We start from the raw sequence: 14,569 nt of genomic DNA, 5'->3' as shown, positions 1-14,569 counted from the left end.
TTTATAATCGCTCAATTAAAACAGATATTTATGAAATTAAATCATATTGATCAAAATTGCCTTGGTCATAGAACCATTTCTGAGCGAAAAGCATTTATTAAACTCTTTGCTCCGATTTTAAAAGGCGATTATAAAGCGAGCTTAAGGTATCTCTACAGCCATTCGAAATTTATTCAACTTTCGGAAAGGGATGAGCAACCTGCAGCAAGTCTTATGGGAAATGGAGATAATATTATTATTATCATGAAAGGATTGGTAAGCGGTTATATTCTTTCTCCGATGGGGCACAGGTGTGATATTTGGCTGGCGGAGCATAAAGGTGTATTTATTTACAAAAGTGCCAATGGAAACCCAACATTAATAAATTTAGAAGCTATAGAACCTACCATACTGTTGCTTATTTCTCAGGCGCAACTGGAATCTGCTACTCAGGATTTTCCACTCCTGCACCGGCTTTTTACTCACCTGATTTTTCCTAATGCCATTATGGGACTTGATCATCATACCTTACTAAATAAGTTAGATTCAACAGGTGAAAAACTCAACTACTTTATGAAAGCATACCCGGGCTTATTTGAACGTGTTCCAAAAAGAATATATAATACATATGCCAGCGGACAGTTGCTCTAATTTAATTTTTATTCCTGCTGATGTTTTTTCTACATACTTCTCGTAACATATTAAATTTTATTCACTCATTTCTTCTCAGAGAAAAAATGGTGTGTATTTTAAGAATGAATAAACTATACTTTTTATTTCCCTGCCATAAGCCGGATTGTCATGGGATCTGCATGGCACCAATGGTTTTTTTTATACCATGATGATTAAGTGTTATACCATATACTTTGTACTATCCATCATTTTCCTGCTGCTATTAAATATGTATGGCGAAATCTATTACTTTGAAAGGTTCGGAATAGCAATATTCAGCCTTGCTGAAATAAAAGAGTTGTTGTTTTCACAAAGATATTTTACTTTTTGGCAGCAAGCCATAATTGCAGTAGTCATTCCGCTTCTGGTGTGTATCATCTTTATAATGGCTAACTGGATTAAAGAAACCAGGTCAAAAAGTTTTTTTCAGTTTGTGTCATTTCTTAGTGGTATTTTACCCTTTTTAATCTTAGCTTTCAACATTAGTGCAATTCGTCCTGTAATCATATTGCCAATAGCATTCATCACTATGCTGCTTTGTGTATTGCTGTGGATCGTTGTGTTTCATACCAGTCGGTTTGAAATAGGATATCTATGTTTTCACTTCTTTGGAATAAGCTGTGTTATTACTGGTTTTATGATGCTTACAGGAGTTGATTCAAACGTAGCAAGTTGTTTGGTTTCAGGACAAGCTTCAGCACCTCATTCAGTATCAGAAAGTCACTCAACAGACTTATATATTGGTGATTGCGCCGAATTTAACTTTTATTATGATCCATTTAGCCACAGGGCACTCATAGAACGGAAATAAGCCATAATGTTAAAAGAAATTCCTGATTTATAGATATATTTAAATAGCTGTTTGTATCATTTAAAATCAATAATTTAAAGCCTTCGTGCTTGATTAATACAGCTTATTTTGAACTGTTATGATGTGCTTTATCCATAATTTATACCTTGGTACCTCTTAATATACGATAGTAATGATTTATAAAATTTTGGTTATTGATGATGATCAGTCTGTGCTGGACTCACTCGAACTATTGTTGGAGTCAGAAGGTTATCATGTCAAATCAATCAACTCACCAACTCTGATCGCAGATTCTCTGATGGACTTTACGCCCAACCTGATTTTGATGGATATCCGATTAGGAAATGAAGATGGAAGGCTTCTTTGCAATGAAATGAAGCAAAATTCATTCACTGAACATATACCGATAATTCTTGTTACAGGCCTTTCTTTCAATGAAATAAGCAAAATTGACTGTATGGCAGATGCCATACTGGGGAAACCTTATCATATGCAAAATCTTTTACTCACCATAAATACATTATTATAATCACCGAAGGTTATTATCGATATTCAGCTTTTTCTCGGTGAAAAAATGTTTCATTTCAGATATCTCTGTTAAATTTATAGTTATGTTTCTTTAAATTTGATCCCTACATGCAAATATTATGATTTCAGTTAGTTTGGAAGGTAGCGATGAATTGCCTTTTCAGTTTTAAAGTGACAATGAGCAGAGCTTTGATCGTATTTGTCTGTTTTTTATCCTTTTTATATGTATTTTTAATGAAAATTTAATAAAATGAAGCTTAAGTCTGGATGTCATTTCAAAAATGTTAATTAGCCATGCTAATTTATACCATTGGGCTTTGAGATGTTCAAAAAATATTTCTAACTTGTTCTTGTAGTAACTGTATATTTGTTTACGATGGTTAACGTTGATCGAATTGATGAGCAGGCTTTATTGCTTCAACTGAAGAACGGTGATCAGCGTGCATTCGAAATACTTTACAATCGTTATAAATTCCGCATCGCCGGAAATTTATTCAAACTTCTTAAATCTGACGACCTGGTTAAAGAGATCCTGCAGGAGCTTTTTTTTAAAATATGGGAAGTGCGGGCACAGATTGATCCTGAAAAGTCTTTTAAATCCTATCTCTTTCGAATAGCAGAAAATCTGGTCTATGATTATTTCCGGAAAGTTGCAAAAGATAAACGTTTACTGGCTAAAATGGTCGCTTCAAGTTCAGAATTATATCTTCACATTGAAGAAGACATGCTGAATAAAGAGGAAGCCCAAAAGCTGCAGCAGGCCATCAATATGATGCCCATTCAACGTAAAATGGTATTTACACTTTGCAAACTGGAAGGTAAATCCTATAAAGAAGTTGAGGAGATTATGGGTATCAATGCTAAAACCATCAGTAGCCATATGCTGCAGGCAAACAGATTTCTCAGGGCGTATTATAAAGATTCTTCCGCACTTACCATTTCATTGGTTTTAAGTGTTTTACTGAAAGGTTTTTAAACCAAATCATTCCTTTCGTAAATTAATTGTTAATTTTTCATTAACTAACTAAGGATTTTTTTGCTGAGCTCCGTATTAGCTGTAAAATTTAACCTTGAAACCATCTGATCAACTCCATATTCTCTTCAAAAAGTACCTGAACAATGCCTGTAGTGCTGAAGAAACACAGCATCTGATGAATTACTTTCATCAGGATGAAAATAGGGAACAGTTAAAAGAGATCCTCATCGACGTTTTAGAAACTCAGGATGAACATAAAGAAACCGATTCTGCCATTGCTGAGGTATTGGCTAAAGTTGACCGTGATTTGTTCGTTCAGATTCAATCAGCAACACCAACTGCGCCTGAAGGTAAAAACAAAAAACTTAAGCTCTGGCTACAAATTGCTGCCGTAGCTGCTGTTCTGACGATAATTTGCTCAGGAATTTATTTTTTTAATTACAAACCAGCAAAGCTTCCGGTTGCTGTTAAATCAGCTGTACCGGATGTGAGTCCGGGTGACTTTGGTGCTACACTTACAATGGCAAATGGCCGGAAGATCAGTTTAGCCAATGTATCGAAGGGGGAAATAGGGCGAGAATTGGGAATTATCATTACTAAAACCGATGAGGGTAGACTGGTGTACAAAATTGATGAAAAGGTTTCTGATTCAAATGCCTTGAATACATTATCGACTGCCCGGGGTGAGACTTATCAGGTACGTTTACCTGATGGTTCACTTGTTTATTTAAACGCAGCTTCAAGCCTAACCTATAGTGCTGCGCTCATTGAAAACGGAAAACGCGTAGTTAAACTCATTGGAGAGGGATATTTTGAAGTAGCGAAAGATAAGCTGCACCCATTTATTGTGAAAACGAACAGACAGGAAGTAGAAGTATTGGGAACGCATTTTAACATCAGTAGCTATGCTGATGATGAAGTGGAGAAAACAACCTTGCTGGAAGGAAGCGTGAAGTTAACGGCTTCAGGTAATTCGAGGATGTTAAAACCCGGGCAGCAAGCTAAGCTGTCTAGTGGTAAAATACAAGTTAATGAAACAGATCCTGACCTTGCAGTGGCCTGGAAAAACAATGAATTTGTAGTGGAGAGTGAACACATTGAAACCATTATGAAAATGATTGAGCGTTGGTATAATGTAGAGGTCGTTTATATCGGCGAAAAAACCAACCAGCGGTTCAGTGGTAAAGTGTCCAGGTTCGATAAAATGTCAAAAGTTCTTGAAATCGTAGAATCAACCGGAGAAGCCCGTTTCAAAGTCATTGGAAGAACCGTATATGTATCAAAATAATACCTAAACTTATAATTAACAGAATACTAATCTCTAACTAAACTGCATGAAAGAAAACTATACTAACTAAAATGTTTTAAACAAAACCAGGCCCCGATTAGCCATCAGAACCTGGTAAAAGTTTGGAGCATCCGATTGAAAATCAAACTAATAACCGCAGCCCTCTATACGGTCCAACGCAAAAGAGGCTGCTTAACCAAACCGACTACTAATGTATCAAAAATCAAGCAAACTAGGTATGCCTAAATGGCTGTGCCTCAAATTATTGTTAATCATGCGCTTAACCATCGTAATATTAATAGCATGCTTTATGCAGGTAAGTGCATCAAGTTTTGCTCAAAAAGTGACGCTAACCAAGTCAAGTGCTTCACTCCGGTCTGTTTTTAAAGAATTGAACCAGCAGACAGGTTATAACTTTTTTTATACAGACAATTTGTTGGAAAATTCGTCTCCGGTAACCATCAACGTTAAAGATGCTGATTTACCCGCTGTACTTAACCAGATTTTTGCCAGACAAAACCTGGATTTTACGATACATAACAAAACGGTGGTGATCAAAGCAGGTACACCGGCCAGACAGGAAGTGATTTCCGGTTTCGTAGGTGATGCCAAAGACCGCAAGCCCATTGTAGGTGCTACGGTCTCAATTAAGGGAACAAAGTCTGCAGTCCAGACGGATAAAAATGGAAAATTTACCATCAGCATTTCTGCAGGCGCAGAATCTTTGGAATTCAGATTTATAGGCTACAAGACTGTTAATGTACCCATCACGCCTAATTCAAATTATTCCATTTACATGGAGGAGGATCAGCTCACACTGAATGAGACTGTTATTACCGGTATGGTAGACAGGAAGGTAAGTACCTATACCGGAGCGGCTAAAACCATGACCGGAGCCGAGCTTAAGGCTGTAAGTCCGGTAAACATATTTGCCGGCATTTCCGCCCTTGACCCTTCTTTCAGAATTATCCCCAACAATAAAATTGGAGGCAACATCAATGCGCTACCTGAAATCACCATGCGTGGACAGACTTCATACCCAACGCTGGGTTCAGAACTGGTTGGAAACCCCAATACGCCATTATTTATTCTTGACGGATTTCAGGTTTCGTTGCAAGCCATCGCAGATCTGGATATGAATCAAATTGCATCTGTAACTTTATTAAAAGATGCCTCCGCTACCGCCATGTATGGTTCACGTGGGGGTAATGGTGTAATGGTTGTTACAACAATCCTTCCGCCGAGAGGAAAAGTAGAAGTTTCCATCACCAATAACTTCACTTTAGCATCACCTGATCTTTCTGTTTACCATATGCTGAATGCAGAAGAGAAACTGGATTTTGAGCGTCGTGTAGGTTTTCTAAACACTTATTTTGGGCAGGCCATCAATGCCGAACGGTATAAAGCTGTGGTGAGCGGTGTAAATACAGACTGGAAATCTATTCCCGTTCAAACAGGCATTAACAACAGAACAAACCTTTCGTTACGTGGTGGCGACCAGTCGCTGACTTTCAACCTTACGTTCAGCGGCAATTTCTTACAGGGCGTAATGAAGGAGCAGGACAGGAAAAATTATGCGGGAAGTTTTACGCTGAGTTATAAGACCAATAAATTAACGTTCCAGAATAATACGATTGCTACCCAGGTTATTTCGAATGACTCGCCTTATGGGGAATTTAGCCAGTACCTGGCTTTAAATCCATACTGGAAACCATACGATGAAAACGGTAATATAAATAAGTACCTGGAGAACATCAATCTTGGCTTCGGTGTAGGCAGTTCTGTTGTCTTAAATCCCTTAATGGATATTAATTATAATACCATTAACAACAGAAATAAGAACTTTAATTTAAGGAACAACACCACCATTCGTTACGACTATAGTAAGTCGCTATGGTTCACCGGTGCATTGGGCATCACCAAAGTGAACGGTACGATAGATAATTTCTACTCCGCTTTAGACAGCCGTTTTAATGGCATTTCAGATATAAGTGCAAGAGGTACCTATTCGAAAGACAATAGTGATGCTTTTACCATGGATGGCACAGGTGCTGTGAACTACAACAAGAATTTTGGAAAGCACGGTGTTACCGTGTATGCAGGATTCAGGCTTGCCAGCACCAAATTCAATTCATATAACGTAACAACGCAGGGTTTCCCTTTCGATCGTCTGGATAACATCCTTTTTGCCGCACAGTATATGGACAGCAGGCCTACCGGAACTGAAAGTACAATTAACAACCTTTCCTATACAGGAAGTGCGAACTACTCTTATGATAACCGGTATTTTACCGATTTTACCTATACAAGAGATGGTTCTTCTGCTTATGGAGTAAATAATAAATTCGGTAATTTCTGGTCTGCAGGTTTAGGATGGAACATTAACAATGAAAAATTCCTGAAGGATAGCAAAACAATTAACCTTTTGAGGATTCGCGGTAGTTACGGTTCTACAGGTACATCTGTACAGGATCCTTATGCTGCACAATTCAGATATAACCTGGGTACGTCCACAGGTTATTTCGGTGAAGTAGGGGCTTTTCCCGGCGCATTGGGCAACCCGAACCTGAGCTGGCAGCAGGTACTGAAATCGAATATTGGTATTGCTTCCGCATTTCTGGATAACCGTTTAACTTTCAATGCAGAATTTTATAATGAAGTCACGCAGAATGCGCTGACCACAGTTTCGCTGGCACCCAGTACCGGTTTCCCTTCGTACACCGAAAATTTAGGTAAGATTCAGAACAGGGGAATGCAAGTCGACCTCGGTTATACCATATTATCTAACCCTCGTAAAGGTTTAAAATGGAATGTTTCAGTGAACGCAGCCACTAACAAATCGGTATTAAAAGAACTTTCAGGTAAGCTTAAAGCCCTTAACGCCGCATTAAATAAGAATAACGCTGATCAAACAACCGAAAATGTACAATTTATTGAAGGACAATCAACCACAGCCATTTATGCGGTGAGGTCACTGGGTATTGATCCGGTTACCGGTCAGGAAGTTTACCTGAAAGCAGATGGTACCCCAACCTTTGTATGGGACGTTAATGATAAAACCTATGTTGGCGATACACGTCCTAAATGGACAGGTGCCATCAATTCAAACTTCCTGTATGCAGGTTTTGCCTTAAATTTTAGCTTCAATTATAATTATGGTGCTGACCTGTATAACAGTACGTTATTAAATAGGGTGGAGGCTGTAGATGCACGTAACAACGTAGACCGCAGAGCCTACGACCTGGGCTGGACCGGACCCGGAAGTTTGAGCCCTTACCGCAGAATTACAACCTTCCCGACACCAACAAAGCTTACCTCACGCTTTGTTCAACGCGATAATAACATTCAGCTAAGCTCAATTAATTTGAGTTATCAGTTCAAAACCCAGTTTGTAAAAAAATTAGGCTTGCAGAACCTTAGCGTTAGTGCCACAACGAATAATCTGGGCACCTTTAGCTCTATTGAAATCGAACGTGGTACAGATAACCCTTTTGCCAGAGAATATACATTTGGTTTAAGTGCAAGATTTTAATTCAAAACATATTCATATCCCAATGAAAAGAACAACATTAATTATAGGAATCCTGGCAATAGTTGCGGTGTTTTCCGGTTGTAAGAAATTTTTGGATGTAACCCCCAAAACAAGTCTGGCTGAAGAACAGCTGTATACTTCAGAAGTTGGCTTTCAACAGGCTTTGTCGGGTGTTTACGGAAAACTGGCCGGAACTAATCTTTACGGAGATAACCTGTCTATGGGCTTCGTTTCTGCCCTGGCACAAAATTATTCAACACTCAATACCAGTGCAGCCATTTCGCTGCAACAAACACAACTCCTTAACTACGCTTCAACGGAAGTAATAAACTATACCGATTCCATCTGGTCGTCCAGTTACAGTGCAATTGCGGCAGCAAATAAAATCATTGCAAATACAGCAGTAAATCGTTCTGTACTCAGCAATAATTCATATGCACAACTGCGCGGCGAAGCCTTGGCCTTAAGGGCGTTTTTACATTTTGATTTATTGCGTATGTTCGGTCCGGAGTACACGGCAGGTGCAAACCTGAAGGCCATCCCTTATAAAAAAGATGTAAACGAAAATGCAATTATTCCTTCTACAACTGCTGATGTGGTTAAATTTGCATTAGCCGACTTGAAAGAAGCAGCAGATTTATTACAACCGGTCGACCCGATCGTGACCAGCGATTTAAGAAGCAGACGAAATAAGCTGAATTATTACGGCGTAAAAGCACTGGAAGCCAGAATAAGACTATACAGTGGTGATAAATCAGGTGCTGCTGCAGCAGCAAATGTAGTAATCAGTTCAGGTAAATATGCATTCGTAACCCAGGCTGCGGCCGGTGCCATTAGTTCAGGTTTAACCGTACGAGACCGACTATATTTCAATGAACAGGTATTTATGATTCGGGTTAGGGATATATTGCCTACTGTACAACGCTATTTCCGGTTTAGAGGTAGTTTAGATCAAAGTCTTACGCGTAGCCCTGCTAACTTTGCTACGCTGTATGAAACTTCATCCGGCGGCGGTTCAGACATCAGGTACGTTTACCGTATCGAACAGGATGGCGGAAATTTATTCCCTTCTAAATTCTGGCAAGCTTCCGACGCTACCACTACAATTAGTGACAACTTATTGGATCAGTATGTTCCAGGCATACGCCTTGCAGAAATGTATTATATCCTCGCTGAAACAGCGGAAACACCGGCTGCAGGTGTGAGCTATTTAAATACAGTGCGTCAAAACAGGGGCATCTCTAACCTGGCAACAACCATTACAGCTACAGATCTTACCGCTGCAATCACTAAGGAATACCAGAAAGAATTTTATGCAGAAGGACAGTTGTTTTTCTACTATAAACGTATTAAGGCAACGAGAATGCAGTTTCGCAACATCAATATGACACCGGCGGACTACAAACTACCTATTCCAGATAGAGAACTTCAATTTAATCCGAATTATGGAAACTAATCAAACGCGTATTATGAAATATTTATTATATATAATGATAGTGGTCTGTCTTTTTTCATGCAAGAAAGAAACCGTTGAGACCTATCAGGGAAAGGATGGCGTGAGTTTCTTTGCCTACACTTTCGAACTTTTACATACCACAGCTGTTAGAAATTACTCTTTTGCCTTACAGGCAACTCAAAAACAGAGGGATACCCTCTTTATACCCATGCGCATTACCGGGAAGCTAACCGATCAGCCACGTACGGTAATGTTGAAAACGGCTCAGGGAACAACCGCTACCGCGGGAGTAGACTTTGAGCTGAAAGAATTCACCGTTCCGGCAGGCGCATCGAAATTTAATTATCCCCTGATATTACTCAATTCTGCTGGAATGGCCAAAAATGTGTACAGAATTGTATTGGAGCCAGCAGAAACTAAAGACTTTATTTTGGGTACTTTGGGCCAGACTCCAAGGACCAACACTACCCAGCCGGAGGAAAACTTCAGATACCTGAAGGTAGATGTAACCAGCCAGTACATCGAACCAGCTTATTGGATCTACCTCCTTCAGGATTTCGGGGAATTCAGTGCCGTAAAATACAAGTTCATGGTGAAAACATTAGGTATTACTGATTTTAATTACGATAAAATTGGTTCTGATGGTTTATTGAATTTTCCGGTTACACTAAGGAATGCACTGGCCGCTTATGAGGCTGCAAATGGTCCATTGTTAGATGAGAACGGTCAGAAAATATCGTTCCCTTAATTTAAAATATTATGCATTTAAAATACTTTTTAAAGCTCAGTCCAGTTTTTATTGTCATTATGCTGGCATTTGCTGCCTGTAAAAAAGACAATCAATCGTTTAAATATGATCAAATCAACGACATTAAAATAACTGATGCAACGATAGCTTTTACGGTTTCTCAACTGGATTCATTAATCATCACGCCAACTTTGTCGCAAACAATGCCCGAAGGTGATTCATTTACCTATAGCTGGAAACTTAATACAGCAACAGATACAACAACAATTGCTACAACAAAAAATCTCCGCATCAAAGTAACATTAAGCCCTGGCCTTTATCCGGTAATATACAAAGTGAGGAGCAATAGAAATGGTATTTATACCCTAAAGCAATATACCATCACTGTCAACGGCGCCTATCCGGACGGCTGGTATGTTCTTAACAGTAAGGATGGAAAAGGCAAAGCTTCTTTGATTCGTACGGATGATGTGATTTTTGATAACCCAATGGAAGTAGCCAATAATAAAACCTATGCGGGGAAACCATTAGCCTTATATAATTTTGCAAAAGGTAGCTTCTTTTATTATTTCACTGACCAAAATGTGTATCGCTTTAACATGAATGACTGGTTGGAACTTGGTGATAGAAGTTCGATACTTCCGGGATTGGCAACACCACTTCCATTTAAGGCAGCACCGGCATTTATAATGAATACCTCAAAATTTGAGCAGTATGTTGTCGCAGATGGTAATTTATATGTTGGCGTTTCAGGAACAAACGCGGAGAATCTGAAGCCTTTATCACAACGCATTCCCGGTAATTATGATTTATTCCCGGGCGTTTTCCCCGGCAATTTTAACACCACCTATTTTTATGATAATACAACAATGAGTTTTATGGAGATGGGCATATTGTCAAGAGTTCTACAACCGTCTCGTGCAACACCATCTAGGCCTTTCGATATGGCAAATGTGGGTAAGAAAATGATAGCCTATGATCGTGGGGTAACAACCTTATCTCAGGAAGGAATTGAGTGGTATTACATCATGGAAGATAATAACGGCCGTTACCTGATGTCCCTGACTGGTGACTCTGATAATAGTTTCCCTGGAGTTAATCAAAAAATGATGAACAGTCCGGAAATAGGTAGTGCAACGAACTTTGCAACCTCATCTATTTTAAAACAACTCTATTACACGGTTGGCAATAGGGTTTATTTGTACGACATGCTTGCAAACGCCGCACGTCTGATTTACACTTTCCCGGCAGGCTATGCAATTAAAGACATTGAAATGTTGCGTAGTACCAGTAAACAATTGGTGATTGGCGTGAACAATGGTACGGCTGGTGAAGTGTATTACTTCAGCATCAATGGCCAGGGCGAATTTACCAATGCTACTTTTGCTAAGAAATTTACAGGCTTTGGTGAAATTATACAAATAGCACCTGCCAGACAGAACCTGTAGACACAATTAAATTTTAAATAATTATTTAACATATACATCATGAAAAAAATAGTCCTGCTCCTTGCAATCCTGGCTATAGGAAAGTCTGCATTTACCCAGCAGGCGCAACCGGCTTATAAGGCAAGTCTTGATTCTTTGAAGATCTTCATCGATCTTTCAAAAAAAGAGGCCATTCTTAATCGCCTGGTCAAAGCCCATCCGAAAGATAATTTTGACCCATCCAGGGCTATATTGGTTGATAACTTTGTAATTGCAAAAAACTCAGCGAAGGCTTTACATTATTTCAACCAGATTCAACAAACCGCACGGATCATGTATGTGGAAAACGTTGCAACAGGGATAATGGCCTACGATCTGAAAGCTGCTGAAACATTGCTTGGACAAGAATTGAATAACCCAAAAAATGCGAAAGAGGAGCGGTTGTACCTATTACAGCTGTATAGTCAGGTAATGGATAAAATGGGCAATCACGCCAAAGCTTTTGCCGCCATTAAGGAGTGCTATGAGCAGGCGACCAGGAAAAGTGCAGGCTTGACCACACAATATTATTATTTGATGAGCAAAACAGGCCGGTACCAGGAAGCACTTCCGGAGCTGGAAAAAGCGGTTTTGTCAGGCTTGGCTAATGATGATTATAAAAATGAACTGAAAAATGCTTATGAGAACATTCATCCGGGAAAAGATTCAAATGTTTACCTGGCTGCTTTAACCAAGCAGTTTGACGACAAATATAAGGCAGAAATAGCAGCCAAAATGATAGGAGAGCAGGCACCTGAATTTAAAGTCAAAGATATAAATGGTAAAGAAGTATCCTTATCAGACTTTAAGGGAAAGACCATTGTGCTTGATTTTTGGGCAACCTGGTGCGGACCTTGTAAAAAATCACTTCCGGCGATGCAAATGATGGTTAATAAATATAAAAACGACCCAACAGTAAAGTTTTTGTTTATACACACCTGGGAAACGGTTCCAGACCCAAAATATGATGCGGTAAACTATTTATTGACCCATAACCTGGATTTGCCTTTGTATATGGATACTAAAGATCCCGTTACAAAAAAGAATCCTGCAGTATCGTCATTTGACGTATCAGGAATCCCCGCAAAGTTTATTATTGATGGCAATGGTAAAATACGCTTTAAGGAACTGGGATTGCTTTGGCCAAATGAGGTTGCCGTCAGACAACTTTCAACCATGATAGAGATGTCGAGGTAAAGTTAGGCAGCCCAATATGGCTGAACCATACTTTATTAAACCCTCATATGCCAAATGGTATATGAGGGTTTTTCTTTATGAATTAAATGTAAGTATGTATTTATCTTTATCCAGGTGGATGATTTACTTTAATGCAAAACAACATCCTTAAGAGATTTTTTTGCCATTTTTGGATAAATTATCTTAGATAACCATATTTCGGCCAATTCCTAAAGTTAGCATACTTATGTTTTGCCATGAATTTCCCTTAACTGTCATTTTATTGCTGTTACTTTCATGACAGATATTTTTGTGTTTATTTTGCCATAAAGCGATTAGCGGGAAGCTTGATCAAAAGCGTACTCAATTAAGGAGAGAAGTGGCTTAGCCGGATAAAAAGTTAACTATGATTCAAAATTTATCTATTAAAGAAATAGAAACTACCAAAAAGGTCTTGCCCATGATATTGGCCACTGCAATTTTTATGCAGATGCTTGATTCAACAATCCTGAATACCTCTCTTCCGTCCATTGCGAAAGATCTGAATGAATCTCCGCTCAATATGCAAAACGCAATCATTGGTTATGTACTTACGCTGGCTGTTTTTATGCCGGTTAGTGGTTTTCTTTCAGATAAATTCGGTACCAAAAAGATATTTATTTTTGCCCTCACACTCTTTAGTGTGGGATCGCTTTTTTGCTCGCTCTCCGGCAGTCTGACACAATTGGTCATTTCCAGAATGATACAGGGGGTAGGTGGAAGTCTGATGACGCCGGTTGGAAAACTGGCTTTGGTAAAGACCTTTCCAAAAAAAGATTTATTGAAAGCTATCAATTTCGCTATCATCCCTGCCCTCATCGGGCCGGTATTGGGCCCCCTGGTTGGGGGTTACATGGTAGATTATCTCTCCTGGCACTGGATTTTTCTGATCAACATTCCCATGGGCCTGGCGGGCATTTTTCTGAGCTTACGGTATATGCCAGACTATCGCTCCCCTGTAATTGATTTTGATTTAAGGGGCTTTCTGATTTTTGCCGCAGCTTCGTTATTGCTTTCCATCTCTCTTGAATTATTTGGAAACGCACATTATATTACACCCGCCCTTGCCATTCTGTTATTTGGTATGGTGATGTTGTATTTCTACTATCGGCATGCTACAACAGATAACAATCCTATTTTCCCTATCAACCTGTTTAAGGTTAGAACATTCAGGGTAGGGATACTGGGCAATCTGGCGACCAGGCTGGGCATCAGTTCTATACCGCTTCTATTGCCCATGATGATCCAGATTGCCTATGGCCAGTCTGCTGTAATCTCTGGCTGGATTGTGGCTCCAATGGCATTAACGGCAATTATTGCAAAATCAACAGTAATAAAAATTCTGAATAAATTTGGTTACAGAACCACATTGATGGCGAATACCTTTATCATTGGTGTTTTGATCTGCTTTATGGCTATACCTGCAACTGGAGCGTCCATCTATTATTATGTACCCATTATTGCCGTATTGGGATTTTTCAACTCCATACAGTTCACCGCGATGAACACCATTTCGATTGCAGATTTGCGTGAATATCATACCAGCAGTGGCAATTCTTTGATTTCAGTGAATCAGCAGCTGGCTATTGGATTTGGTGTTGCCTTTGGACTGATCGTGCTGAAGGCATTCAGGGGGGATGTAAAACTGATACATGATGACATCCATTATGCGTTCAGGTATACTTTCCTGGTAGTAGGCATTTTGACAATTTTATCTGGTTTTATCTTTCGAAGACTGCATTTTAAAGACGGTGAGAATTTAAAATAAGCCGACAATGGCCTGGATTTGTTTAAGTTTTGGCTTTTAAGCGTTCATTTTATGCTAGCAATCTTTACAGTAAGGATTGCCAGCATGATAGATTGCTTCGTCGTTTCTCCTCGCAATGACGACTTTTTTG

11 protein-coding genes are annotated in these 14,569 nt (G+C 39.2%); all 11 read left to right on the top strand.

Features of this window, described 5'->3' with window-relative positions; translation table 11 throughout:
* The first annotated feature begins 30 nt into the window (after window positions 1–30).
* The 11 genes from OQX64_RS08450 to OQX64_RS08400 all read left to right on the top strand — a co-directional run bounded on the left by OQX64_RS08450 (window position 31) and on the right by OQX64_RS08400 (window position 14,439).
* On the top strand, window positions 31–630 hold the full coding sequence (locus OQX64_RS08450) for a hypothetical protein (RefSeq protein ID WP_265818433.1): 600 nt from the start codon (window positions 31–33) through the stop codon (window positions 628–630).
* Window positions 631–880: 250 nt separating this feature from the next.
* Window positions 881–1,462, top strand: coding sequence for a hypothetical protein (locus tag OQX64_RS08445; protein ID WP_265818432.1), 582 nt, complete (start codon window positions 881–883; stop codon window positions 1,460–1,462).
* Window positions 1,463–1,634: 172 nt separating this feature from the next.
* Entirely contained in the window at window positions 1,635–1,991 is a 357-nt protein-coding gene (locus OQX64_RS08440) for a response regulator (RefSeq protein WP_088302320.1), read from the top strand.
* 375 nt (window positions 1,992–2,366) lie between these two features.
* Window positions 2,367–2,966, top strand: a complete 600-nt coding sequence (locus OQX64_RS08435; RefSeq protein ID WP_088302321.1) for an RNA polymerase sigma factor — start codon at window positions 2,367–2,369, stop codon at window positions 2,964–2,966.
* Window positions 2,967–3,060: 94 nt separating this feature from the next.
* Window positions 3,061–4,254, top strand: coding sequence for a FecR family protein (locus OQX64_RS08430; protein ID WP_265818431.1), 1,194 nt, complete (start codon window positions 3,061–3,063; stop codon window positions 4,252–4,254).
* Between the two features lie 211 nt (window positions 4,255–4,465).
* A complete protein-coding gene (locus OQX64_RS08425; protein WP_265818430.1) occupies window positions 4,466–7,786 on the top strand; it encodes a SusC/RagA family TonB-linked outer membrane protein in 3,321 nt (1,106 codons plus the stop codon).
* 22 nt (window positions 7,787–7,808) lie between these two features.
* Complete coding sequence (locus tag OQX64_RS08420; protein ID WP_265818429.1) at window positions 7,809–9,242, top strand: RagB/SusD family nutrient uptake outer membrane protein; 1,434 nt, start codon at window positions 7,809–7,811, stop codon at window positions 9,240–9,242.
* A 13-nt stretch (window positions 9,243–9,255) separates the two neighbouring features.
* On the top strand, window positions 9,256–9,990 hold the full coding sequence (locus tag OQX64_RS08415) for a DUF4843 domain-containing protein (protein ID WP_265818428.1): 735 nt from the start codon (window positions 9,256–9,258) through the stop codon (window positions 9,988–9,990).
* Between the two features lie 11 nt (window positions 9,991–10,001).
* Entirely contained in the window at window positions 10,002–11,438 is a 1,437-nt protein-coding gene (locus OQX64_RS08410; protein ID WP_265818427.1) for a PKD-like family lipoprotein, read from the top strand.
* A 39-nt stretch (window positions 11,439–11,477) separates the two neighbouring features.
* Window positions 11,478–12,653, top strand: a complete 1,176-nt coding sequence (locus OQX64_RS08405; RefSeq protein WP_265818426.1) for a TlpA family protein disulfide reductase — start codon at window positions 11,478–11,480, stop codon at window positions 12,651–12,653.
* 385 nt (window positions 12,654–13,038) lie between these two features.
* Window positions 13,039–14,439: an MFS transporter gene (locus OQX64_RS08400; protein ID WP_088302328.1), complete on the top strand. Its 1,401-nt coding sequence runs from the start codon at window positions 13,039–13,041 to the stop codon at window positions 14,437–14,439.
* The last annotated feature ends 130 nt before the right edge of the window (window positions 14,440–14,569 follow it).

Source organism: Pedobacter sp. GR22-10 (genome assembly GCF_026239715.1).
Taxonomy (GTDB): Bacteria; Bacteroidota; Bacteroidia; order Sphingobacteriales; family Sphingobacteriaceae; genus Pedobacter.
Note: the sequence above shows the minus strand (reverse complement) of the source record. Positions and strands in the feature narration are given on the sequence as shown.